At 67.4% G+C, this 24210-nt stretch carries 18 protein-coding genes; 17 read left to right on the forward strand and 1 reads right to left on the reverse strand.

What is annotated here, in order from left to right; all coding sequences use genetic code 11:
* The first annotated feature begins 171 nt into the window (after nt 1-171).
* Nucleotides 172-1344, forward strand: coding sequence for a hypothetical protein (locus tag FB478_RS04075; protein WP_056387362.1), 1173 nt, complete (start codon nt 172-174; stop codon nt 1342-1344).
* On the opposite strand, the gene FB478_RS04080 is transcribed toward FB478_RS04075, so the two are convergent.
* Nucleotides 1325-1816 (reverse strand): helix-turn-helix domain-containing protein, encoded by a 492-nt coding sequence (locus tag FB478_RS04080; RefSeq protein ID WP_082581619.1) that lies wholly within the window; start codon nt 1814-1816, stop codon nt 1325-1327. The two genes, FB478_RS04075 and FB478_RS04080, sit on opposite strands and share 20 nt — an antisense overlap.
* 442 nt (nt 1817-2258) lie before the next feature.
* On the opposite strand from FB478_RS04080, the gene FB478_RS04085 reads away from it, so the two are divergent.
* The 16 genes from FB478_RS04085 to FB478_RS04160 all read left to right on the forward strand — a co-directional run bounded on the left by FB478_RS04085 (nt 2259) and on the right by FB478_RS04160 (nt 24104).
* The gene (locus FB478_RS04085; protein ID WP_056387364.1) at nt 2259-2642 is read left to right on the forward strand and encodes a hypothetical protein; all 384 of its coding nucleotides are present in this window, start codon (nt 2259-2261) and stop codon (nt 2640-2642) included.
* A gap of 172 nt (nt 2643-2814) precedes the next feature.
* A complete protein-coding gene (locus FB478_RS04090; RefSeq protein ID WP_056387367.1) occupies nt 2815-4116 on the forward strand; it encodes a hypothetical protein in 1302 nt (433 codons plus the stop codon).
* 58 nt (nt 4117-4174) lie between these two features.
* Complete coding sequence (locus FB478_RS04095) at nt 4175-6466, forward strand: phage tail tip lysozyme (protein WP_144599818.1); 2292 nt, start codon at nt 4175-4177, stop codon at nt 6464-6466.
* A gap of 133 nt (nt 6467-6599) precedes the next feature.
* Entirely contained in the window at nt 6600-7574 is a 975-nt protein-coding gene (locus tag FB478_RS04100; protein ID WP_144599819.1) for a hypothetical protein, read from the forward strand.
* A complete protein-coding gene (locus FB478_RS04105; RefSeq protein ID WP_056387377.1) occupies nt 7574-8296 on the forward strand; it encodes a hypothetical protein in 723 nt (240 codons plus the stop codon). Before FB478_RS04100 ends, FB478_RS04105 begins: the two co-directional genes overlap by 1 nt.
* 73 nt (nt 8297-8369) lie before the next feature.
* Nucleotides 8370-9173 carry a hypothetical protein gene (locus FB478_RS04110; protein WP_056387380.1) on the forward strand — a complete coding sequence of 268 codons (804 nt, stop codon included), beginning with the start codon at nt 8370-8372 and terminating at the stop codon, nt 9171-9173.
* A complete protein-coding gene (locus FB478_RS04115) occupies nt 9170-9901 on the forward strand; it encodes a hypothetical protein (RefSeq protein WP_056387381.1) in 732 nt (243 codons plus the stop codon). The genes FB478_RS04110 and FB478_RS04115 overlap by 4 nt, the downstream gene beginning before the upstream one ends.
* Before the next feature lie 57 nt (nt 9902-9958).
* Entirely contained in the window at nt 9959-10495 is a 537-nt protein-coding gene (locus FB478_RS04120; RefSeq protein ID WP_056387384.1) for a hypothetical protein, read from the forward strand.
* Nucleotides 10495-11511 carry a hypothetical protein gene (locus tag FB478_RS04125; RefSeq protein WP_056387386.1) on the forward strand — a complete coding sequence of 339 codons (1017 nt, stop codon included), beginning with the start codon at nt 10495-10497 and terminating at the stop codon, nt 11509-11511. The genes FB478_RS04120 and FB478_RS04125 overlap by 1 nt, the downstream gene beginning before the upstream one ends.
* 94 nt (nt 11512-11605) lie before the next feature.
* The gene (gene mobL / locus FB478_RS04130; RefSeq protein WP_160141486.1) at nt 11606-13882 is read left to right on the forward strand and encodes a relaxase MobL; all 2277 of its coding nucleotides are present in this window, start codon (nt 11606-11608) and stop codon (nt 13880-13882) included.
* Nucleotides 13883-14042: 160 nt separating this feature from the next.
* Nucleotides 14043-14582 carry a hypothetical protein gene (locus FB478_RS04135; protein WP_056387390.1) on the forward strand — a complete coding sequence of 180 codons (540 nt, stop codon included), beginning with the start codon at nt 14043-14045 and terminating at the stop codon, nt 14580-14582.
* Between the two features lie 87 nt (nt 14583-14669).
* Nucleotides 14670-15464 (forward strand): hypothetical protein, encoded by a 795-nt coding sequence (locus FB478_RS04140; protein WP_142133568.1) that lies wholly within the window; start codon nt 14670-14672, stop codon nt 15462-15464.
* 25 nt (nt 15465-15489) lie between these two features.
* Complete coding sequence (locus FB478_RS04145; RefSeq protein WP_056387396.1) at nt 15490-15762, forward strand: hypothetical protein; 273 nt, start codon at nt 15490-15492, stop codon at nt 15760-15762.
* 153 nt (nt 15763-15915) lie between these two features.
* Nucleotides 15916-17682, forward strand: coding sequence for an AAA family ATPase (locus tag FB478_RS04150; RefSeq protein ID WP_144599820.1), 1767 nt, complete (start codon nt 15916-15918; stop codon nt 17680-17682).
* Nucleotides 17683-17814: 132 nt separating this feature from the next.
* Complete coding sequence (locus FB478_RS04155; RefSeq protein ID WP_142133567.1) at nt 17815-19884, forward strand: hypothetical protein; 2070 nt, start codon at nt 17815-17817, stop codon at nt 19882-19884.
* A 50-nt stretch (nt 19885-19934) separates the two neighbouring features.
* A complete protein-coding gene (locus tag FB478_RS04160) occupies nt 19935-24104 on the forward strand; it encodes a type IV secretory system conjugative DNA transfer family protein (protein WP_200953125.1) in 4170 nt (1389 codons plus the stop codon).
* Nucleotides 24105-24210 lie beyond the last annotated feature (106 nt).

The following is a 24210-nucleotide window of genomic DNA, read 5'->3' on the forward strand; positions in this document are numbered from 1 at the left end:
GGTTGTTTTTCCCTCACCGCGTCACGCGAGGGCAGTCTTCCTCCATGCCCCGATAAGCGCCCTTACCAGAGACCCGGTTCGAAGCCGCCCCGTCGATCGCGGGTATGGGGAATCGCCACTGACAGACCATTGCGACTTGGATTCTCCGGCCAGTGAGTCGAGACTGGAGTCATGGCAGTACAGGTGAGGCTCGCAGCGCTCAGCGCTCCCACCGTCCCACCTGAACCGGAGGTGGACGACGAGCTGCGCGAGCTCGAAGAAATTTCGCGGTCTTTGGAAGGACACACGCTGTCTGCTGCCACCCGGCGCGCCTATGCCACGGCGTGGCGTGCCTTTGATGACTTCTGTACCGGCCACGGACTGGAGGCGCTGCCTGCGCATCCGGAGACCGTGCGCTGGTACGTCGCCTGGATGTCCACGCAGCTCGATGACGACGGGCTCCCCCGGTTCTCCGTCGCGACGATCCGCCAGCGCCTGGCCGGTATCGGCGAGAGGCACCTGCGCGGCGGGCTTCTGGATCCCACGGCCCACCGCGGCGTGGTGGATCTCGTGCGCGGGCTGGCCAAGCTGCGGGCCACCAGGCCCCGGCGCAAGCGCCCTCTGCTTCTGGACGACGTGGTCCGGATCATCGCGGTGATGGAGCACGACACATATCCGGCAGGCGTGTCAGCCACCAGGGACGCCCTGGCGGTGTGGCTCGGGTTCGCAGGGGCCCTGCGCAGGAGCGAGGCGGCGGCCCTGACGCTGAACCGGCTCGAGCTGCACCCGGTCGATGGTGTCCACGTTCATGTGGGGGCCTCGAAGGCCGACCCGGAGAACGCGCTGCCGGACGTGGTCGTGCTGCCGTTCGGGAGCTCGCCGGCATCCTGTCCCCCGTGTGCGGTGCACCGTTGGGTCGTGCTGCTCGGGCTCGCCCGGCAGGACGATGCGCGCACACGGCGTCGCGGGATCATGCAGCAGCTGTTCTCGTACGGTCTCGAGGAGCACGTCTGCGGAGCCGCCGGCTCAACGGCGCTCATCAGCAGCGCCGACCTGGCCTCGGGCGCGCCCCTGCTCCGGGCAACGTACCGCAACAGGAAGGACGCCCGGATCCATGCACGGGCGGTGAGCGGCGACGCGCTGCACACGATGCTGCTCTCGCGCATGGTCGAGGCGGGGATGAACCCTGCTGCCTACGGCTTCCACTCGCTGCGGGCCGGGCACGTCACCCAGGCGCGGCGCAACGGTGCGAGCACGGAGGAGATCATGCGCGCCGGCCGGTGGAGCCGGGCAGCGACGGTAGACGTTTACGACCGCGAGTTCAATCCTGCGGCACGCAACAGCGTCATGCGTCTGGGGTTGTAGACCCCTCGATGCCGGGGGCAAGCCGGTGCCCGTACTGGTCGTCCTCCTCGACCGGGACGCGGGCGTCGATGCTTTCCATGAGGCGGAAGTCGACGACACCTTTGAGTTGAGCGCCGCCGCCGAGCACTTGAATGGCCTTGGAGAGCCGCAGCACCTCCAGCCTGTTCTTCTCCCACTCGCGCTGGGCCGCTGCCAGGTCGGCGAGGTACTGCTGCAGCTGGGCCTCGCTCTCTGCCTCCGGATCCTCGGCGACCAGGATCGCCAGGGGGACGTCCAGGGCCTTGGAGGCGGCGACCGCCTCGTCCAGGCGGACGGCGCGGATTTGCTGCTCTATCCGGGTCACCGCCGAAGGGTCGACGTTCGTTCCAAGGATCTCGGCAATCCTGCGGGCCAGCTCAGCCTGGCTGATGCCCAGGCGTTCCCTCTCCTGTCGCAGTCGGCGGGCGAAGAGGTCTCCGGGCAAGGCGTTCATCTGGTTTGGGCTCCTGGTCGGGTACATGGGCGCGAAGGGCTCAGCAAGAAGCGTATGCCGAGCCGTGCCGGAGCCGCACACCGCGCGCCCCGTCATGTGAAATCTACACGTTTTTGAGCAGAACGTCAGTCCTCCCGCCGACACCTCGTTTGCGCTGGTCTTCGAGCACATTTTGGACTCGTATCCGACTCGTCACGGATACGACTATGACTAATGACTCGAATGATGTAGATTGGTCACTGAAGATGTGCACGTATACGAGTCCCTAGAGAGGGGTCGGCCGCATGATTGCAGGCATGTCGTCCCGCTCAACGGGGAGTCACGTCGCATCGGGAGAGACCATTGATAGGGCGCTGTGCTCTGTCTAGGCGAATCGGTTGTGCCAGTCGCCTCGTGACACATGTCATGCAAGCGACCATTCGATAGGCGAGAGGAAAGAACCATGACGAAGATTTACGAGGCGGCACTCGAGCGGGTCGCCCTGCCCACCGCGGCCTGGGACCTGACGAGCTTCCTGGAGAACGCGAAGTCCCAGATCCAGCTCTGGGGCGGGCTGCTGCTCATGCTCCTGGGTGCGGTCGGACTGGTCTGGGGCGGCGTGCTCCTGATCAAGAAGCTGATGGCCACCCCGCAGTCCGCGGGCCAGCAGCAGGGCTGGGGCACCATCGCCCTGCTCATCCTGGTCGGCGGCGCGCTCGGCACCGGTGGGTGGTCGCTGATCAACACCATCGGCTCCGGCGGCCAGAAGACCCTCGAGGACCTCGGCGGCGGCTCTGTCCTCGTGCAGACGGTCAGCCACGTACTGACCAGCGGCGTCCTGGGCTAAGCCCGGCGCGGCAGGAATCAACGGCCGGGCACACAAAGCGTCGACGGACCGCACCGGGTCGGTTGAGGTCACCAGGCCTCAACCGGCCCGGTGCGTCGTTTCCGGGGTCGGACGACGGCGCTGACGACGAGCAGGACAGGCAGAGCAAGGAACAGGACGAACGGGAACGGACATGGGGATCAAGGACAAGGCGCTGGCCTTCGGCAAGCGGTTCAAGCTCGACTCGCACCACGCAATCGAGCGCTTCGGGGTGTTCTTCGGCATCTTCGCTGTGATGGGGCTGGTCGTGGTGGCCGGCTCGGGTGCCGCCGCCTTCAAGGCGGGCAGCGACGCGGTGTCGCACACCGCGCTCTACAACACCGAGTTCACCTCCTCGAAGACCCAGCTCAAGGGCACGGTCGACGGGGTCTACACCAATCACACCGGCAACAGGGCACTGGTCATGATGCACTTCCCCGCCAGCGCGGCGATCTCGTACAACGCGGCGGACTACCAGGCCTTCCTGCTGGGCACCAACGACAAGCTGCAGACCGAGAAGGTCAGTACCAGCGGAATCAGGGGCACCTTCCACGTTTTCGGCTCGACCGGTTACGTCGGGGTCCTCCTGGACGCGGACCGGCCCTTCGACCGGCAGGTGCTCAACCTGACCGTCCGCGCGAACGCCGAGCTGACCTACGACGAGCGGCAGCAGAGCAGGGATGACCAGGTCGTGGGCGACTCGAGCTTCAAGAAGTACGACCAGTGGCGCGTGATCATCAACCCGGGTGCGTCGGGCACCACCGACATCCCGGCCCTGGACGCGGCCAGCTTCGACCCGGCCCGGGCCTATTACGACGTCGTGCTGAAGACCCAGGAGCAGCAGACGCGGGACAAGCTCGACCAGAAGCTGCTCGCGATGCGCACGAGCCTGAAGCAGGTCGAGTCGTACACCTCCGACCTGGCGACCACCAAGGTCGATGGGCTCTTCCTCCGTCCGCCGGCCGTTCCGACCTCCATCGCAGGTGATCAGGTGGCTGGTGTCTCGGCGGCCGAGGCCAAGGACGGGAAGGCGACGCTGGAGCTGAAGACGGGCCATGTCGTGCCCGGCGGATTCGACTTCAACTGGCGCGCGGGCAACGTCTATGCCGGCTACCTCGACACGCTCGTGCCCGCCGGTAAGGGCTATGTGCAGTTCCTCGCCGACAAGCGCGCCGAGGGCAGCGACAGCACGAGCCAGCAGGTCTCGGACATGAAGTGGGTCCTCTCCGACGGCACCGACCTGAAGAAGGACTACCGGTCCTCCGAGGTGACGATGCGCCCGCTCACGAACGTGATGAACAACCTCTCTCAGGCCTACCAGGACTACGGCAAGGCCAAGTCGGAGTACCAGTCCGGGCTTCTGCTCGAGCTGCTCGGCCTGGACGTGAAGCTGCGCGATGTGCAGTCCAACAGCACTGCGAACTCGGCCGGGGACTTCCTGACCGTCTATCACTGAGCGCGCTCCACGGAGCGGGCAGTCACCACCCAGGCATCGAGCCGGAAAGGACAAGCTTATGGCCATCGACCAGCCGACGCGGCGGGATGACCCGGCCCGGCGCGCTGCATCGCCCCGCGGGGACCGCAGGTCCGCCGACGGGGGTGCGAAGGAGGAGTCGCAGCCCCCTCGTCGTGAGGGGTCCGGCGTACGCCGCGCCGGGCCCCGTACCGGAGCGGCCTCCGCTCCTTCCCCGTCCGGGGATGCAGCCAAGGGTCTGCCGAAAACCCCGGGGGCCGCCCCCGCGCCGCAGCCCGTGGACCCGACGCCTGCGGGCCGCGGGTCGAAGCACCTGGGAGCCGCACCGGCCCCGGACGCAGCGGCTGCCGCTGGCAAGGCCACAGGTGCGGCCGACACAGCCAGCAAGACCAGCAAGGCCGCCAAGGCTGCCAAGAGCCTCGACGGTGTCGCCGCCGGGGCGGCCGGGGGAGCTGCCCGCAAGGCGGTCGAGGGTGACGGCAGCAGCGCGGTCCGCCGCGGTGCCGGCCGGTACGCGGGAGCGGCTGCCTCGGGAGCTGTCGCCGGGGCGCAGGCCGGAGCCGCCGCCGGTGGTGTCGGCGCGCTGCCCGGGGCAGCGGTCGGCGCTGCCAAGAATGTGGGCCTGGAGACCGGCAAGGATGTTGTCGACGGTGCGTCCAAGGTCACCGGCGGAGGTCCGGACGCCGAGCCTGCCGACAAGCGGCTCGGTGCCGGGGGCACCGGCTACGAGCGGACCTCGCAGAAGGAGAAGGACGGCCAGCTGCTGTCCAAGACCGCCAGGGGTGTCGCCGTCGGCGGCACCGCGGCGGCCGCTCCCCCGGCTGCGGGGCTTCTCATGGTCATGACCTTCCTGAAGTGGCTCAAGACCATGTTCTTCGCGATGCTCGCGATGGCCGCCAACGCGGCCAGCATGATCTGGGGTTTCATCCTTGGGATCGCCAAGGCGGTCGGGCACACGATCGCCGCACCGTTCATCGCACTGGGCGGGCTGGTCGGCAAGGCGGCAGGAGCCGTGTTCGGGGTCACCGTGACGGCCACCGTCGCCCCGGTGGCCACGGCCGCATCCGGGGTGGCTGCGACCGTTGCCGCGGTGGCTGTGCTCAGCACGGTCCTCACGGGTGTGCTCGACCAGGCCGGCCTCGATGGCGGCCGCGGCTCGACCATGACCAACTGCATCGTCAATGTCAGCCGCAACGGCCCCGGCGCTGACGTCCCGGCGAATACCGAGGCGAACGCCCGGGCGGTCTACTCCGTGCTGAAGACCTGGGGTATGCCCGAGGAGAACATCGCGGGCATCCTGGGCAACTGGTCGCAGGAGTCGGGCGTGGACCCCACCAGCGTGGAGGGCATCTACAACGAGCCCTACCAGATCGGCCCGCGCAAGCAGACCGCCTGGGACGGGAACTTCACCCACATCCCCGGCCAGTCGCACGGCGGCATCGGTCTGGGCCAGTGGTCGAACGGGCGCACCACGATGCTCCTGGATTATGCCAAGTCCAAGAACCTGGACTGGTACACCATCAAGGCCCAGCTGGCATTCATGGCGGAGGGCGACAGCCCGGGGGACGTGGCCGTGTTCAAGGACATGATCAAGACCTCGCAGGGCTCTCCCTCTGCTGCTGCACTGCACTTCCACGACAAGTGGGAGCGCTCGGCCGACAACGCTTCACAGCTGCAGGAGCGTAAGGCCGACGCCGAGATGTGGTTCGGCAAGATGAGCGGCTGGACCGTCGACACCTCGGTCGTGGGCGGGGTCCAGGACATCGTGGGCGGCATTGTCGACACGGTCGGCAGCGGGATCCGCTCCATCTTCGGCAACTGCGACAGCGACACCAAGGTGCGCCCGGGCAGCCTCGTCGACGGCGGCATGAACGAGGAGCAGGCCCGGCAGCTGATCGACCTGTACAACCAGGAGGGCGACAAGTTCCTGGACGACAAGTACGGCGCTGGCGGACCGGGCTCCTGCGGCGACAACCACGCCATGAACTGCGTGTCGTTCTCGGTCTACTTCATGAACAAGTACACCTCGTTCCAGCAGTACCCGCCGGGCGACGGCATCCAGACAGCCCACGCGATCGCGTCCATGACGGGCAAGCAGGTCTCGAGTACGCCGACGGCGTACTCGGTCGGTTCCGGGCCGGGTACGGGGTCCGAGGGCCACACCCTCGTGGTGCTGGGCGTGCAGGGCGACAAGGTCATCCTCGGTGAGGCCGGCTACTGCGCGTTCATGGGCCGCGTTCGCGTTGACAGTGCGGAGCGGATGAAGTCCGAGGGGTGGGTGTTCGTCGACGTCACGGACCTCATCACCACGGGCGGCAACCTGCCGGCGTAGCCGGCGGAAGCAGGGCCGGTGTCCGGACGATCCGGGCACCGGCCCTTTCTGCGTCCCGATCCGTGCGCAGTGACCTGTCGAATTGGGCAGACTCGTTATTGAATGACCATTACAGATAGACTTGGAGTCATATATGAGGACAACACGAGAAAGGGCGGGCATCGTGACGAGTGCGGACGATGATGCGCATGGCAGGGCCGGGGACACGGTCAAGGACGAGGACGGCGCGCCGAAGAAGCTGAAGGCCCCCGCCACCCGCAGGCGGGTCAGCGGGGTCGAACTCGAGGCCCGCTTCGAGGGCTGGCGCTCCGAGCGGCGCGGAGAGCGGCAGGCACGCACTCCGGAGGAGTCGGCGCGGCGGACGCGCCTGGTTTTGAGCGCCGCAATGGGCGTGGCGATCCTCGGGCTCGCGGCGGCCGCGGGAGTGAGCGGCAAGGGATTCGAGGTGGAGCACGCGGCCAACGCCGACCGGATCTCCGCGCTCCAGGTCCAGATCGAGGATGCCAGGAGCACTCCGGTCGCCCCGGATCTGCCCGGAAAGATGACGCGGCTGATGGAGGCAGCCGCAAAGGACGCCCAGAAGGTCGCGGAGGCCCAGCAGCGCTTCGCGCAGCTGCACCACGAGGCGGCGACACAGCCCAATGCGGGCAACGGTACGCCGAACGCGGCGACACTGCAGATCGCCGAGCACCGCCGGACGCTGGCACCCCTGTTCAGCCCGCGCTCGTTCCTGGCCGACGAGAAGGGGGCCTACTCCTGGACCTCTGTGACGCCGTTCGACCCGAGCACGCAGATCGACCCGCGGTTCCCCTGGTACGTGCGCTACGAGGGTTTGAAGGCTTCCTCGCCCGGAGCGTACGCCTGGTCGGTCGAGTCGGTAATGCCGGACCTCGCCACCCAGGACGCCACGGGCACCACGCGCACGGCGCGGGTGATCTGGCTGTGCCGGGACACCGCGGGTGGACAGGTGCTGGCGTGGGCGAACGCGGCCTACTCCTACGACGGGAAGGCCGGGACTTTCGCGGATCTCAAGGTCTTGGTGACCGCCGCCGGCGCGGAGCACCAGCAGGGCGCATCGACGACGGGTAACGGAAGCGGAGAGGGCTGATGATGCAGGAGCAGCAGATTGACGGCACGGACGAAACGGCAGCGCCGGAACCGGGCTTCATGCGGCGCAACGCCCTGGTGGTCGGGGTCACGGTACTGCTGGTTACCGCCGTGACGGTGACCGGCCTGACATGGGGGTCCCAGCGCAGTGCACTGGATCAGCAGCAGCAGACGATCACGGGCCTTCAGGGCCAGCTTGCCTCGGTCGGGACCGCGAAGTCCGAGCAGGTCGAGCAGGATGTCATGCAGTCGCTCGGCGTGAGCCAGAGCCGGATCCACGACGACACGCAGATCGTGGACCGCCTGGTGAAGACGGCATTCACCTGGGACTCCGGCCAGGCCTACGAGGCCGCTCGCCGGGACCTGAAAGAGCGCTACCACCTGTCCGAGGACGAGCAGTTCCTGAAGCAGTTCATGCCGCCGGCGCGCTTCAACGAAGACGCCGCGGGCAAGCGCTACTACTACATCGACACCCAAGGGCTGAACTCGGCGGTCAATGCCGACGCGGACCTCGAGGTCGTGAAGGTCACCGCGGACGAGTACACGTATGCCGTGCAGATCGAGGTGGCGGCTACCTCCGATGCGGTGTCCCAGAACAAGGTGGCACCGGACCGGGTCAAGTCGTACCGGACCGTGCTGGTGTACCTCACCGTCGACGCGCAAGGGAAGGTCTCTGGCCTGTCCGCCATTCCCGCTGGCGGTTCGACTCGTCATTCCAGATGATCCGACTCCCTTTCGACTCATCTTCTTGATAGAGTTGTACTGGTATTCGAGACGAAGAGCGAGTTGAGGGGCAATGGCATCGACAAAGATCGGCCAGTCGGGTGTGCAGGCTGACAAGCCTGTCCGCAAGACCCGCTTCGTGGCCGCGCCGGACGCCGGTGCGGCACCGGGCGACGCCGACCCCACTGGGGACGGAAATGTCCCGGGTGCGCTGATGAGCCGCCGGGCGGCCATCGGCGGGGTGTGCACGGGGGCAGCTGCGCTGCTCTGCTTCCTGGTCGGCGCAGGTCTCTCTGGTGGCGAGGCCACCGTCAGCCAAGACAAGGCTCAGCAGATCGTCTCCCTGCGCGAGCAGATCCGCACCGCCGAGGTGCGCACCGACGCCCTCCCGGAGGCCAAGGACGCTGACCGCGCCCTGGTCACGGCACAGGGAGCTGCGGAACAGATCGCCCGGTTGCAGAACGAGTACCGCTACCTGACACCCTCGGTGGCGGACTCGGGCGGGACGCTGGACCAGGCTGCCGCCGAGCCGACGCGCCGGAACCTCACCCCGTACTTCGCCCCCGACGTCGGGACCACTCTCCAACCCTGGTACCTGCTGGCCGCCGACAAGGACGTCGCCGCGGGCAACGAGATTCCGATGAGCTTCGACTCCGGCTTCAAGTGGGTCGCCCAGCGCCCTTACTCGGTCGAGGTGGACGGCACGATCCGGGTCACCTGGTTGGCGGTGCAGACCCGCCCGGCGGCCGGGCAGGCCCCGGCGGTACTGGCCTGGGCCCGGGCTGACTACGACATGACCCGCAAGAGCTTCTCCGGGGTCCAGACCGGAACGACGACCACGGGCGAGGCCCTGCGGCAGGAGGTGAAGGCACCGTGATCGAGGACGTGAAGGACTGGGTGCGCGCGAGGGCCGGGAAGGTCCTGGTCTGCAGCACCGGAACGCTGCTGGCGCTGTCGCTGCTCTCTCTGGCCCCGGCGCTGCTGGCCGACGGTTCGGCGGACGCCGACGCCAAGGCCGACCAGCTCATCGTCCAGCTCCAGGGCAAGCAGGAGGACGCGCAGGCGGCACTTGAGACCAAGCATGCCCGGTTGCTGGCTGCCCTGCCGGGGATGGATGCCGAGCGGGCCGACCGGGACCGGGCCGCAGCGCGCTCGGTGCTGCTGAGCCTGACGGATTCTTCGGCCGCCTCGCGGACCGTCAAGGAGACGCAGGCCGCCCTCGACGCCCGGTACGGGTTTCTCGGGACCTCGTCCCGGGCCCTCACCGAGTTCATCCCGGAGTGGATGGCAGCGACCGGTGCCGGAAAGGGCGCGGGGACGGCGTACCAGCTGGCCGACTTCGACGTCGACGTTGCCGCGGTGAAGGGCCTGGACTACTCCGTCATCGGAGTGGCGCGCCTGGACCCGGTGTCCGCCGACGGCAAGTCCACGGCCAAAAGTGAGTACGTGGTCTTCACCTTCGCCACCGGACAGGACGGCACGGTCGCCTCGTTCGAAGCGTACCGGGCCTCGGGCCGGACGCGGGACCAGCTTGCCGCGCAGAGGCCACCTGCCTCTGCTTCACCGGTCGATACCGCCAGCCCCGGACCCAGCCACAGCGGCTGACCGGCGGGACACCCGCACAGACACGACACGACACGACAACCACGAAGGACGAGACGAATGACGATCCAGACTCTGGACAAGACCGGCAGCGCGACCGAGCACGAAGCCCGGGTGGAGGCTGCCACTGCAGTCCCCGTCGAGAAGGCCCCGGTCAAGCCGAAGGCCGGGCGTGGCCCTTCGAAGCTGGCCGGCGCGCTGCGCCGCCTGGCCCCCGGGAAGGGCTTCGGCGGATCGCCGGTGCTGATCTGGGCGGTGTTCTTCCGCTCGGTCGTGCTCATCGCCGACTACGTGCTGGCCTCGATGACTGCGATGGTCGTGATCCCGATGCTCGGCGCGTGGCTGCACCGGCAGTCGGGCGCAGCAAGCGGCGACCTGACCATGGCCGGGACCGTCGCGATGTGGATCGCCCCGCTGCTGTTTGTGGTCCTGTTGCTGGCCGCCGCGGAGATCGCCGCGATGCGCGGGATGTGGCGCTGGTCCACCCGCCGGATCCGGGCTGTACGCGACGCCCGCACCCCGGCGCTGGCCCCGGCCACCTCCGCCCCCAGGACCACCCGCCCGAGCAAGAAGACCAACCGGAAGAGGAGCAACTGATGCGCACTGCTGGACTGATGATGAATGACGTGTGGGCCGACCGGGCCCTGCGGGAGCGTGGCGTGCAGGCGCACCGCTACGACGGCCTCGATGCCCAGATCGGGGTGCTGGTCGACTCTGTCGAGCTCAAGCACCGCGGCAAGGAGGAGAACTACCGGCCCTACCTGCACGTCGTGGGCGAGCTGCGCTCGATCACTCCCGCCGAGCCGCTTCCGTACGGGATCACCCAGGTGACCTACTCGCACGGCCAGGGCGAGAAGGTCGACGCCTTCTACGAGTTCGACGACGAGCAGCTGGTCGCACTGGCGGCCAAGGGCTACTTCAGCCCTTCGTTCACTGTGCCCGACCAGCTCACGGGGATCGAGTGGGAGCTGCCCGCCAGGGCGGATGCCCTCGTGCTCACCCCGTCCGGGGACCAGGCCGATGCCCCCGTGGTCTTCATGAACGTGCACCGCATCGCCGATCTCGAGATCGACCTGGCCTCCACCGAGTACGACCTGGCGGCCTACTTCGCTGACCGCTCCAAGGATGGTCATGGTCCGGTCGAGTCCGTCGTCGACCAGCGGGGCCTGCGGGCCCGCTCCGACGCGATCAACTCGCTGTTCAGCGAGGACGAACTCGACTTGGTCGCGCAGGCGGAGAACCTCCAGCGGCCCGAGGAGCAGCAGCCGGCTGCCGAGGGCGTCACCGCGCAGTTGCTGGCGGTCGAGGCTGAGATCACCGCGGAGCGCGAGCGGTATCAGGCTGAGCTGGAGCGCACTGAGGGCACGCCCGAGCACCTGTACCACCAGCGTGTGGCCCCGGCCCTGCACCTGGACGGACCGGAGGATGCTGCCGTCCCTGCGGACGCGGAGCCGGATGCCAGCGCGACCCACGATCTGGACTTTGGTCTGGATGAGGAGGCCACCGGGCAGGAGGTGCCCGCGCCGACGCTCGAGGAGCGCAAGCGCGAGGCCTCCCGCCGCGCCGCCGACCTCGACTTCGGCGAGGAAGACGGGCACGGCCTGGGCCACTGAGGCCGAGGCGGGCAGAGCAGTCAGGACGGGCCCCGGTCGCTGGAGGACAGCGGCCGGGGTTCTGTGCATTCACACGACGGAGGGATGAGGCGGGATGGGCCTGAAGCAGTCAGTGGTCATCGTCAACGAGTTCAGTGTGCCGCTGCCCGGCGGCAAGGGGTCCCGGGGCGGCACCCCCGGCGACTACGTCACCCGGTACATGGCGCGCGAGCAGGCGACTGAGTCGCTCGCGCCGATCCAGCGGCTGCGCACGGACGACTTCATCCTGCGCTACATGGCCCGCGAGAGCGCGGTCGAGCGCGCCGGGACGAGCAGGGTCGAGGCCAAGACGATAATGCGCCAGGCCCAGGGCGATGGCGGCGTGGCCTTCGGCTACGGCTCAGTGTCGCTCTCCGACGAGCAGCTGCGGGCTGCATCCCGGGACATCCAGAAACACTTCGAGAGCGGCAAGACGGTGCTGAAGACCGTGCTCTCCTTCGATGAGGAATACCTGAAACGGCACCGCATCGTCGGCGAGGACTTTCACTGCGAAGGCCGCGGGGACTACCGCGGCCACATCGACCAGATGAAGCTGCGGATGGCGATCATGCACGGGCTGGAGCGGATGAGCTCGGGCACGAGCGGTTTCGACGACCTGCGCTACGTCGGCGTGATCCAGGTCGACACCGAGCACGTCCACTGCCACCTGGCGATGGTCGACGCCGGACACGGCCACCTGGCCAAGGACGGCACCCAGCGGGGCAAGCTTCTGGACCGGCACAAGTCCCGGTTGCGGCGCGGCGTGGACGCCTGGCTGGACGAGAAGCAGGCCGTCGCGCACCTGTCCAGCGCCGTCGGTTACGAGCGCAGGAACGTGACGACCTTCATCAAGCGCTGGGCACACGAGCGCATGCGCTCAGAGGCCCTCCCCCAGTTCCTGTTGGCCTGCCTGCCCGCCGACCGCTCGCTGTGGCGCGCCGGAACCAACGATCTGCGGATGCGCAAAGCCAACCGTCTGGTCTCCGAGCTGGTGGCCGAGCAGCTGGAGCGGCCGGGCTCTCCGCTGCCGGCGGCAATGGAGAGGGTCGTGGAGTACGCCAATCAGCGCCGGGAGGCCGAGGGCCTGCCCACCGACGCGTGGCAGCGCCTGGTCGACGCGGGCCGCAACCAGATCACCGAGCGGGCGGTCAACGGGGTCTACCAGATGCTGCGCGCCCTGCCCGAGGAGGAGCTGCGGGTGCGTACGCCGATGCTTGAGGTGATGGGTATGGACTACGCCGAGATGGCCGCCCTGGCCGCAGAGCGCCAGCAGCAGCACGGCAGCTCGGAGGACGACGTCGTCTCCTTCGGCTTCCGGCTGCGCAGCTATGCCTCCCGCCTGCAGCATCACAAGTCCAAGGCCAGCGCCTACCGCGACCTGGCCCGGCAATGGGAGCGTGCCGAGAAGGCCGAAGTGGCCGTAGAGGACTCCCGGCCGCTCTACGACTTCTACCGCTACGAAGAGGACTGGCACCGGCGGGTGATGAGCAAGTACCAGCACTTCCTGCCGTTTGTCGGCGACGCCAGCCAGTGGTACGCCCAGCAGCAGGAGGTCGCCGCGTACGGCCAGCGCCTGCTCTCGCTGATGGCGCTGCGCCAGGACGCCTCGCTGCAGCGGATGAAGGACGCCGACCAGGCCGAGGAGATGGGCCGCGAGATCTACGGCCAGCCCGGCGGACGGCACCTGACCGCGGGCAAGGCCGGACGGGCGGTGCTGGACGCGCGCATCGAGACGATGAAGCAGGTCTACGACGAACGGCTCCAGGAGCTGCGCACCGACCTGGCCGACTCGGGGCTGGTGCTCGTCGCCGGTCCTGCTGACCAGCGCAGCGCCGTCGCCGGCGGGGATCCGGAGGTCTCCACCCAGCTGTCGATCGAGACCGGGACGGCGCACCCCTTCGACGACGTCAAGGCACTGGACCTGCATCACCTGGGCTACGACTTCGTGGCCGATGTCGAGATCGGCGAGCGGGCCCGGCGGGAGTTCACCGCAGCCGCGGCCGAACGCCGCCGGCTGCTGCTGGCGGCCATGGAGTACCTCGACCAGTCAGGCCAGTCTGAGGCGATCGCCGACCTCCCTGTCGACGACATCGCCGCGATGACCCGGGTCTCGCGGGAACTGGTTCCGGTGGAGGACGGCTCCATGCGGCCGCTTCTGCGTTCGAGGATCGCGGCGCTGCGCGAAGAGCAGGAACAGGCGGCCCGGATGCGCCGTTCGAAGGCCTCCTCGCTCGACGCCGGCCTGGTGGTGCGTGTCCAGCAGCGGGTCGACGCCGCGGTGGCTGGTGCCGGGGTCCTCCCCGGCCCCGAGCAGGAGCCGGCAGGCCGGTCCGACGGTATCCAGCACGAGTAGGGACACGAGTCGAAAGATCATTCGAATGGTTGCGGAATGCTCTATAGGAGTATTAGTGTATAGAGCAGTTCGGCACTGCACTTCGGGGCTTTGCTCGGACGACGTGAATGATCAAGGCCGTTCTGCCGAGTGGCGGACGGAACGACGAAAGGACGAGATCATGGCACTTCTCAAGGGCAAGGGCGCAATGACCGGGGTCAACCTCATCGCCAAGGTCTATGACAACGGCGCGACCAAGGACGGCAAGTCGCACTACGCCGACATCCAGGTCGACGCCCGCGACTCGCGCGGACCGGAGCAGAGCAACCTGCACCTGAAGTCCGAGCGCGTGAAGGGCCCGGACGGCAAGGAGCGCTTCGCCAACACCGCCCCCTACTCGGTGGGCCAGCTGGAGGAGATCGTCAAGGCCGCGGGCCCGAATACGGAGCCGCTGCTCAACAAGGACGGCGAGAAGGTCGGCACCGTCTACGGCTTCAAGGGCAACGTGATGCCGGCCTCGCGCGGCACCGGTCTGGTGGTCAACACCAAGTCCGTGGAGGCCAGCGACTTCAAGGTCGACGCCAAGACCCTGGACAACCAGTTCGCCTCCATGAAGGCGGCCAAGGAGACCCAGGCGGCTGCCAAGCAGAGCCAGGCCGGTCCGGAGCAGACCGCCCAGGCCGAGCAGGTCGTCGAGGCCGAGGCCCCCGCGGTCGGCTGACACCGATCCACGGCTCAGCAGAACTCATTGAAAGGCCCCCGGAGAAACCTCTCCGGGGGCCTTTCGCATAGAGAGGAACGAATCATCATGGCAGATCTCAGTAAAGGTTCCCAGGGCCGACCGGAGCACGGCCAGCGCCCGACGTCGTACACGCCCGAGCAGCTGGCGGCGATCCGCGGGGCCACCCCCGATACCGGAGAGCAGCGGGGCCCGAGCTCGCAGGCGGGCCTCGGCGCGGTGCGGGGTCCCCGATACAGCTTGCCCTCCTCCCCCGCTCCCGGCCAGCCGGGCTCGAGGTTCAACCCCAACGTGGTCGAGCGGCGGCCGCGCCCGCAGGCTGAGCCGGCACCGGGGATGATCACTTCAGCGGATGTGCCGAAGCCGGAATCGTCCCGGCAGGAGCAGCCCCAGGCGAAGCAGGCCCATGCCGGCGGCACGGTTCAGGGTCCGGTGAAGGTCCCGCTCACCCAGCGGGCCGCCGGGTCGAAGGTCGGACAGGCCGTGCAGTCCGCGGGCCTCCGCGAGGGAGCCAGGCGGCTCGGCACCGAGGCCATGCAGGATGCCGCGGCCCACGCCCAACGTGCCCAGCAGTCTGGTGCATCGACCAGGGGCGTCGCCGCCAGCGCCGCCAGGGGAGCTGCCGTGGGTGCAGCCCGCGGGCTGCACACGGAGCTGGCCGGACATGGCGGACAGAAGGCCCCCCAGGGCTCCGCTGCCGGGGCGGACCTGGTCGGGCGGATGGGCTCGGTTGTCGGCCGTGGTGCTCAGGAGCAGCTGCCGGGCACCTCGCCGCAGGGACGGAAGCCGGTCAGCGAGAGGTACGACTATCAGTTCGAGGGCCAGGGCGGGCCCGAGGGCACCGAGCAGCAGCGCGGGGCCTGAGACAGGCACGGAGGAGGAGAAGGCTATGGCGACGAACGATCCCAGCCCACTGAGCGGCACGAGCCTGCTGGAGCTGGGCCTGGACGAGATCACGGCCCCGGACGAGGGCAAGGACATGTGGGCGGAGGCCGGGCGCGCACTGGTCGACCGCGTGGGTGCCTCGATGCGTCAGCAGCGGGAGGCGAACGAGCGGGCACGGCGCGACCGGGAGTCCAGCAGGCCGCTGAGCGAGCGGTACGACTACCAGTTCGAGCAGGATGGGGCTTCGTCCCAGGAGGACCGCCAGCCGGGGCTGTGACAGCACCCCTACGGAGTGAATGGCCAGGAGGCCCCCGGATATGAGTCCGGGGGCCTTTCGCTGTCCTATCACAGTCGAGCCGAATGGTGCCATGATAGACTTTTGACTGATCTATCAGATGAATTCAAGTCTTGGCGAGAGGTCTTCCACGGCATGTTCCATGAAGTGCACCTGAATGAGGGCTATCCGCTCCTGTCGAAGCTGTCGGACCCGCTCAAGAGGGCCGAGCGCGAGATCGTCGGCCGCGAGCACGAGAAGCTCCAGCTGCTGGCCTCGATGAGCAGGCCGGAGCTCTGCAACGCCCTGCTCCTGGCCGAGGCAGGTACGGGTAAGACCGCTCTCGTCCAGGCCACGATGGCCGCTGACGCCGAGCGGCTCTATCTCGAGGTCGATCCGTCCCGGATGATCTCCGAGGCCGGCGACTCGGACCGCATGGCCGCCATGCTCAAGGGCTTCTTCGACGAGGCCGAGCACTTCGTGGCGGACGAGAAGCAGGAGCTGGTCCTGTTCATCGACGAGTGCCACCAGATCATCCAGCTTTCCGATGCTGCGGTTGAGGCGATCAAGCCGGTGCTGGCGGCTTCCGGGGCACGCGGCATCCGAATCATCGCCGCGACGACCTATGACGAGTTCCACAGGCACATTGCGCCGAATCAGCCGCTGGTTGAACGGCTGCAGCGCATCAACCTGACGCCGCCGGACCAGGAGACGACGATCCGGATTCTGCAGGGCATGGCCGAGCACTACGACGTCGCCGACCAGTTCTACGACGACCACATCTACCGGCAGATCTATGAGTACACCACGCGCTACATGCCGGCGAGCTCGCAGCCGCGCAAGTCGATCCTGGTGCTGGACAGCATGGTTGGCTGGCACCGCCTCACCAAGCGGGCGCTGGACCGCGATCTGCTCTCGGACGTGCTCCAGGAGTCTCTGGGCGTCAACGTTGCCTTCAAGGTCGACGGCGCGAAGATCAAGGAGCAGCTGGACTCGAAGGTGTTCAGCCAGGACCTGGCCACGCGTGCGGTCGCGCGGCGGCTGCAGCTGTCGGTCGCGGACCTGAACGACAAGGGCCGGCCGGAGGCCTCGCTGCTGTTCACGGGGTCGACCGGTGTGGGTAAGACCGAGCTTGCCAAGCAGCTGGCACGGCTGCTCTTCGGTGACGACCAGCGCCACCTGATCCGATTCGACATGTCCGAGTACGCCCAGGACTCCTCGATGGACCTGTTCCGCTCCGAGCTGACGAAGCGGGTCTGGGACCTCTCGCACGCCGTACTGCTGTTCGACGAGGTCGAGAAGGCCTCGGCGATGGTCACCCGCCTGCTGCTGCAGGTGCTCGACGACGGCCGGCTCTCCGACGACAACAATCGCGAGGTCAGCTTCCTGAACACCTACATCGTCATGACGACGAACGCAGGCTCGGAGATTTACAAGACCATCGCGCAGTACGCGGCCGACGACACGGGCTCGGGCGAGCAGCTGCTGAAGTACGACAAGCTCATCCGCCGCTCGATCACCGAGACCTCGGCGGATAACCGCTTCCCGCCCGAGCTGCTGGGCCGTATCGACGCCATCGTCCCGTTCCAGCCGCTCTCTGAGGACACGCAGCGCAAGATCGTGCGCAACAAGCTGCGCCACATGGTGCAGGAGGTCCTCATCAAGCACAACGTGCGGGTAGACATCGACCAGAGGGTCCTGCAGTACCTCATCGACGACAAGGGCGACACCGACTCCAATGCCGGCGGTGCCCGTGGCGCGGTGGCGAAGATGACCGACGAGGTCACCACCGGAGTGGCGACGTTCATCAACGAGCATCCCTCTGAGCGGCGGATCCGGATCGACGTCGTCGGCGAGCTGGCGAGCGACCACAAGGACATGCTCACCTCCGATGCGTGCATCGAGGTGAGCGCCGTGCGCTGATCTGCGCCAGCGGCCATTGTGGGTCATTCGGCGTCGTGTCGAATTGTCTATCATTGCACCTATCGACTCATAAGCGATAGGATACTCATAAACCAGGCGAACTGCGTTTCATCATCGAAGGGATCGACACCAATGGGCATTCTGGGCACGGCTGCGGGAAGCCGGAACAAGGATCGGAAGAAGAAGCCTGACGAGCTGCTGTCGTCCGTGGTCAGGGAGACGGCGATCCCCGCAGCAGTCGAACTGCTGCGGTCGAACGCGAAGTTCGTCTTCCCCAGCGGCACGGCGTGGGTCATGCTCGTGCTGGCCGCCGAGTCCATCGGCGGGCTGAGCAAGCGGCACGGCCGCGACGAGGCGAAGGGCTCGCTCATCGAGCTCATTGACTCCGACCAGATCAAGACCGTCGCCACGGCAGAGATGTTGGGCGAAGAGGTCTTCGGCATCATCCCCAACACGGAGACGCTTGCGCGCATGGAGGAGTACTCGCTCCTGGCTGGCGCGGAGTACTCCTGGGCCGTCGTCTGGCAGAAGCCCAGCGGCGAGCTGCTGGTGGACCTGGTCGCCGAGGCCACGTTCAAGCAGGCCCAGGAGGTCGCTTCCGGCACGCTGAGCCTCGAGGAGGCTGTCGGAGCGCAGGCCTGGCGCGAGCACAGCGGCGTCACCACCGACGAGCCCGGGACCCGTCCCGCGGCGGACGCGGACGCTGTTGCTGCCGTGGATACCGCCGACGAGGGTGACCCGATCTTCGACTCGATCTCCGGCGGGGACGAGGGTGCCGGTGACGAGCCGGTCTTCGACGCTGCGGGCGATGAGCCCGTGTTCGACGACGAAGCCGTCGACTTCGGAGACGAGGACGCGGCCCCGGTTGCGGTGGAGCCGGAGCCCGGCTTCGACGGCACGGCCGGCTTCGAGGAGTTCGACGAGGAGTCCGGTCCCGTGACCGCCGACGATACGGCGTACGCCCCGGCCGAGGAGGAAGCCGTCCTGCTGGAGAACCAGGAGCAGGTGCGTGAGGTCATTGCACGCCGCTTCCTCTCCGAGGACCTGGACCTCGACGTGCGCCTGGACGAGTTCAATGCGACCTTCGCCATCGGCGCGCCGGTCGTGCAGATCGAGGTGCCGCAGGGTGCGACCGAATGGCTCGGCGACCAGGTCGCCCAGCTCAACCGGCAGGCCAACGCCGACCTTGCCCAGCTGCGGTGGGCGCACGAGGACGAACTGCGCACGCTGTACGTGAACCTCATGTCGGCCCACGTCGAGCAGGTCATCCGTGACGTGGCCACCGACCGCGAGGGCTCGCGCTACAAGGCACTCAAGGACGGCACCGAGGCGGCGCACCGCGAGCGGGAGTCCGAGAAGGAACAGCGGATCCGCACCCGCAAGGCCGAGATCGTCCAGGACTACGAGGCCCAGGCGAAGAAGCTCGCCGAGCAGGCCGCCCTCCAGGCGGAGATCCAGTACAAGGAGCGCAACCGCTCCCGCATGGAGCGCGAGCAGGCCGACGCCGTCGCCGAGATCGAGCGGGTGCTCGAGAACTCCTACTCGCACGACCGCCAGGAGATCCTGCGCGTGCGCCGCTCCGACGCCGCCCTGAAGATGCAGGTCGGCACTACGCGGATCTTCGAGGTCCTGGCCGAGAAGCAGAAGGCCTACCTCGAGGCCGAGGAGCAGCGTCTGGGGCAGTGGAAGGCCGAGATCCAGCGGATCGTCGACGACAACCGCAAGGCGGACATCGCCCAGGCCGAGGCTCTGGCAGAGCACCAGCGCACCACCGACGAGATCGGCGTCCTGCGCCGCGAGCAGGAGGCGCTGCTGGAGTCGATCCGCAACGAGCACGCCGACCGCATCCGCCGGATGGAGGACGAGCTCGACCGCAACCGCAAGGACGCGATCACGCAGATGCAGGCCCGCGAGACGGAATGGCAGCACAGCCTGTCCCTCGAGAAGGAGAAGACCGACTCGGCCACGCAGCGCAACACGGACCTGCTGCAGCAGATGGAGGTTGTCGAGGACTCGGTCAAGCGCCGTTACGAGGCGCGGCTGGAGGAAATGGCTGCGGACAAGGAGTCCTACGCCAGCGAGCTGGCAAGGGCTTCGGAGATCCAGAGCCGCTACAACAAGATGCTCATCGCCCTGATCGTCGCGCTGCCCGTGCTCGGCGGCCTCGCCGGCTTCATCGGCGGGGCGGCCATGGGCGGCTGATCCGACTCGGAGATCGACGGGGGTCTGACGGCGCATGGGGCTCGCACCCCGTGCGCCGTCGGCGTCTTCCGGATCACAACAGGCGCAGGACACACAGACACACGCGGAAACAGGCAGGGAGAACCATGGCAGGCAGCAAGCGCAGGGCGGCACGGCCCAAGGCCAGCGGCTGGGAGAAGATCTCGGCGCGTCGGCCGGAGGAGACGCTGACGAACCGGGACGTCTATGAAGACCAGCAGCTGGACCGCGGCGAGCGGCTGAGCAAGAAGTCGAACACGTCGGGCCTCGCGCTCGCCGGCGTCGCCGGCCTGCTGGTCGCGATCGTGGCGTGGGTGCTGTACTCGGTCATTGCTACGGCAGTGCTCACGCTCGGGGCGACGATGGGCGGTGGCCTGGGCGGAAACAGCAGCGGAAAGCCGGACTCGTACTACGTGGAGGACACTACGACAGGCCAGGGCGGGGCCCCGATGACGTGCTACCGCGCCGTCAACGAGAAGGGTAACCCCGAGATCGGCTCGAAGTGCTACCCGGATCTCAAGGACGTCCCGGTGCCAGCGTGGTGGACCCACGCAGGCAGCGCCGCCCAGGACGCCCCGGAGGCTGACCAGGGGGCCACGCCCACGGCGACGAACGTGGGCGGGCAGCTGGGGTCCGTCACCGGGTTCAAGCTCTTCCTGACGCTGGGATCGGGCGCGCTGGTCATGATCATGATCTCCACCTGGACCGGACGCCAGGTCGCCAAGCACAACGCGACGGTCGACCACACGGACATCAACGACCACCGCAACGACCAGCACATCGCGCTGCCGGAGGAGGTCCAGCAGAACTACGACTGGTTCCCGGACGCCGGTGCGCACTCGGGGGTGCAGGTCAGCTCCATGATCAGTCACATGATGCTCAGCAAGAAGGGGCTGGGCACGGTCAAGGTCTCCCGGCGCGCAGAGTCCGACGTGATTGACCAGGACGGCAACGTCGTCTACTACAAGGGTGAGGTCATGGACGGCGACGACGGCGAGCCGCTGGTCGAGACCCTGCCGCTGATCGACGAGGAGTTCGGCGAGGCGCTCTTCGACGCCTCGGGCCTGCCCCGGGACAAGCGGCTGCGCCGGAAGTATGACGCAACGGTGATCCCGTACAACCCGCCGACCGAGGAGAGCCGGCGCAAGGCCAAAGAGGCGATGGACCCTGGGAAGCTCCAGGGCGCGAACCGTGACAAGCTCGGGCCCTACCGTACGGTGTCGGACCTGATCACTGATGATTGGGAGTTCCCGGCGTACGAAGTCCAGCGCCCTGCCGGTGCCTACATCGTCGACACTGCTCCCGTGAACACGATGGTGCTGGCCATCACCCGGGCGGGCAAGGGCCAGACCTACATCGAGCCGATGATCGACATGTGGTCGAGGGAGAAGGAGCCCTCGAACATGGTCATCAACGACCCCAAGGGCGAGCTGCTCGTCAAGAACTACATCCCGCTGGTCACGCGCGGCTTCGAGCCGGTGCAGTTCAACCTGATCAACGCGATGAAGACCGACATCTACAACCCGCTGGGCATGGCCGCCGACGCCGCCCGCGAGGGCGACTCGACCAAGTGCGCGCTCTACATCGAGAACATCGGCGAGGTTTTCTTCCCGCTGGACGGCGGTGAGGACCCGGTCTGGCCGAACGCGGCGAACAACGCCTTCAAACGGGCCGCCTACGGTCTCATCGACTACTACCTCGAGGAGGAGCGTGAGCTGCGCGAGTACGCAGCAGCCACCGGCATGGACCCGGGCACGCTGGAGCAGCGGCTGGACGACATGTGGGGAAAGGTCACGCTGTACAACTGCTACCAGCTCTTCGTGCAGCTGACCTCGAAGAAGTGGAAGAACCCCGCTGCCGAGCTGGAGAAGCGCATCAAGAACGGCGAGTTCGAAGAGGACGAGGACGCCCTGGCCGAGGAGCAGGCCAAGGTCGCCGAGAAGGATTTCCTGTGGGAGGGCAAGGCCGAGCAGGACCTGCTCACGCTCTACTTCAACGCCACCCAGGCCCTGCCGCGCAACTCGATGCGCACGCTCGTCGGCAACGCCCACAACGCCCTGGTCGCCATGGCCGGTGCGGAGAAGATGATGTCCTCGGTCTACGGCATCGCGATCACGGGCATGAGCTTCTTCACCGACCCGACGATCTCGACCCTGACCTCGGGTAAGCCGAGCCAGAACACTGACCTGGCGGGCCTGTCCTTCCCGCGGCGGCTGGGCGTGCGGTTCTCGCCGAACTTCATGAAGCGCGACCACCTGCTCGGCCAGATGGCGAGCTGGTCGGCGTACGCGGACCCGATGTTCATCCAGAACCTTGGCAAGGACTTCGAGCACTCGGAGATTGTCGGCCGCGTGGGCTGGGCGCGCTACAACTTCAAGGGAATCTTCCCCGGCGACGAGGCCTGGCTGAAGCTGGAGCTGAAGAACCCGCAGAGCGGCATGCTCGTGCGCACTTTCTACTTCCACTTCCGCAAGAGCTACCAGCTCTCCCTCAACGGCCGGCACTTCGTGGTCGAGCCGGTCACCGGCAAGAAGATCGTGAAGAACGGCGTGCTGCGCGAGCTGCGGCCGGTGCGCGAGGGCGGCACCCGCGACAGGAAGATCCTCTCGTTCCAGCCCGGCGACACGACCTTCCCGAGCCGCAAGCTGGACTTCTCCGGTGGCGGGCACCCCGAGGAGGTCGAGGTCCGGGCGCGCGCGATCACGCAGACGATGGCGCGGTACTCGGAGTCGCCCAAGGCGGTCTTTCTCGTCACTCCCCCGCACCTGATGAAGTACGCCAAGCTGATCCTGATCCTGGTCAAGCAGCTGGTGGACGTCTCGTTTGACCAGTCGTACATGACCAAGTCGAACCAGAAGCCGCTCTACCGCACCCGGTTCATGCTCGACGAGCTCGGCAACCTGCAGTCCGACGGCAACGGCATCGCCGGCTTCGAGACCATGCTCTCCATCGGCCTCGGCCAGGAGCAGCAGTTCACGCTTATCCTGCAGACGCTGCAGCAGCTGCGCGACGTCTACGGCGAGTCGGTCGACAAGATTGTGCAGGGAAACACGAGCAACATCGTCTTCCTCAAGTCGACCGACGACTCGATGATCGAGACGCTGGAGAAGATGAGCGGCAAGACCCACCGTACCCACGCCAGCTCGAAGCAGATCACGCAGAACTTGGACAAGGTGGTCGGCGGGAAGACGGACGGAGCGATTTCGCGCACCTGGTCGACGGAGGAGGAGCCGCTGATCAAGTACAACGATTTCGCCTTCCTCTCGCCGCGCAACTCGATCGTGCTGCGCGCCGGCGACGCGCCGGTCTGGAACCGCAACGAGACGATCCTGCCGATGTCATTCAAGCTGCTCGGCAACACGATCACCCACCCGGGGCACGAGTACTCGCTGCAGACGATCCCCACGCTCAGCTCCGCGATGGAGTTCGACGTGCGCATGAACCAGCCGGACTTCGTCAAGATGCTCGACAAGCGCATGGCCCAGGCGGTCAGGGCGGCCGACGCCAAGACGCTCTACCAGGAGACGTACGACTACAAGGACATCGACATCGAGCGCCTTGACCCGGACGTCTACTCGGACGAGGTCATGGAGGTCATCACGCGCATGGTTTTCACCGACGAGAGTGGCGACCCCAACGCCCCGGTGGTCGTGGACCCGGACGACTACGAGGCCATGATGCTGGGCAACGACGAGGAGTTCCTGGAGGACGTGGAGGTGGCCGCGACCGTGGCTGCCCACCAGGCGACGCAGAAGGACCACAAGCGCCTGGTCTACGCCGAGGGCACGGTCAGCAAGGAGATGCTGATCAATCTCGACGGCTCGGCGAAGGTTAAGGCCCTGGACCTTGAGATCGGTGAGGCGTACAAGACCGCGCTGGTGGAGATGCAGCGGGACCGCGAGCACTTCTCAGTCGGCGGGGACGGCGAGCTGCGCAGCGCCGACGGGTCGAAGACCTACATCAGCCAGGTCCGCTCCGATGCCTACACCGACGCCGCCCGCAGGATCAACGGCCAGATCAGCGACGAGGGCTCGCGCGTGTTCGCCGAGCAGGACGTGACCGAGGAGGATCTGCGGTCGCTGGCCACGGTCAAGGTGCACGCCGCCTTTTACACTTACCTGGCCTCGCTGCCCAGCTGGGAGGTCCTGGCCGATGGGGCTTTCGACCGGGCCATGGCCGTTGAGATGAAGTCCCGGGGGTAGTGCCGGCGGGTCTATTCGCTCCGTGCCGGGACGGTCGATGCAATTCGACTGTCCCGGCATTCGTCTTTTGGCTCGCTTCTGATTCATCTATCGCTTCCATTCGAAT

The sequence above is a fragment of the Arthrobacter sp. AG367 genome, assembly GCF_007828995.1.
Classification (GTDB): Bacteria; Actinomycetota; Actinomycetes; order Actinomycetales; family Micrococcaceae; genus Arthrobacter.

What these genes read in the sequence shown, in the direction of transcription:
- FB478_RS04075 (WP_056387362.1), top strand. Translation starts at nt 172, where the DNA reads ATGGCAGTACAGGTGAGGCTCGCAGCGCTCAGCGCTCCCACCGTCCCA.
- FB478_RS04080 (WP_082581619.1), bottom strand. Translation starts at nt 1,816, where the DNA reads ATGAACGCCTTGCCCGGAGACCTCTTCGCCCGCCGACTGCGACAGGAG.
- FB478_RS04085 (WP_056387364.1), top strand. Translation starts at nt 2,259, where the DNA reads ATGACGAAGATTTACGAGGCGGCACTCGAGCGGGTCGCCCTGCCCACC.
- FB478_RS04090 (WP_056387367.1), top strand. Translation starts at nt 2,815, where the DNA reads ATGGGGATCAAGGACAAGGCGCTGGCCTTCGGCAAGCGGTTCAAGCTC.
- FB478_RS04095 (WP_144599818.1), top strand. Translation starts at nt 4,175, where the DNA reads ATGGCCATCGACCAGCCGACGCGGCGGGATGACCCGGCCCGGCGCGCT.
- FB478_RS04100 (WP_144599819.1), top strand. Translation starts at nt 6,600, where the DNA reads ATGAGGACAACACGAGAAAGGGCGGGCATCGTGACGAGTGCGGACGAT.
- FB478_RS04105 (WP_056387377.1), top strand. Translation starts at nt 7,574, where the DNA reads ATGATGCAGGAGCAGCAGATTGACGGCACGGACGAAACGGCAGCGCCG.
- FB478_RS04110 (WP_056387380.1), top strand. Translation starts at nt 8,370, where the DNA reads ATGGCATCGACAAAGATCGGCCAGTCGGGTGTGCAGGCTGACAAGCCT.
- FB478_RS04120 (WP_056387384.1), top strand. Translation starts at nt 9,959, where the DNA reads ATGACGATCCAGACTCTGGACAAGACCGGCAGCGCGACCGAGCACGAA.
- FB478_RS04125 (WP_056387386.1), top strand. Translation starts at nt 10,495, where the DNA reads ATGCGCACTGCTGGACTGATGATGAATGACGTGTGGGCCGACCGGGCC.
- mobL (WP_160141486.1), top strand. Translation starts at nt 11,606, where the DNA reads ATGGGCCTGAAGCAGTCAGTGGTCATCGTCAACGAGTTCAGTGTGCCG.
- FB478_RS04135 (WP_056387390.1), top strand. Translation starts at nt 14,043, where the DNA reads ATGGCACTTCTCAAGGGCAAGGGCGCAATGACCGGGGTCAACCTCATC.
- FB478_RS04140 (WP_142133568.1), top strand. Translation starts at nt 14,670, where the DNA reads ATGGCAGATCTCAGTAAAGGTTCCCAGGGCCGACCGGAGCACGGCCAG.
- FB478_RS04145 (WP_056387396.1), top strand. Translation starts at nt 15,490, where the DNA reads ATGGCGACGAACGATCCCAGCCCACTGAGCGGCACGAGCCTGCTGGAG.
- FB478_RS04150 (WP_144599820.1), top strand. Translation starts at nt 15,916, where the DNA reads ATGTTCCATGAAGTGCACCTGAATGAGGGCTATCCGCTCCTGTCGAAG.
- FB478_RS04155 (WP_142133567.1), top strand. Translation starts at nt 17,815, where the DNA reads ATGGGCATTCTGGGCACGGCTGCGGGAAGCCGGAACAAGGATCGGAAG.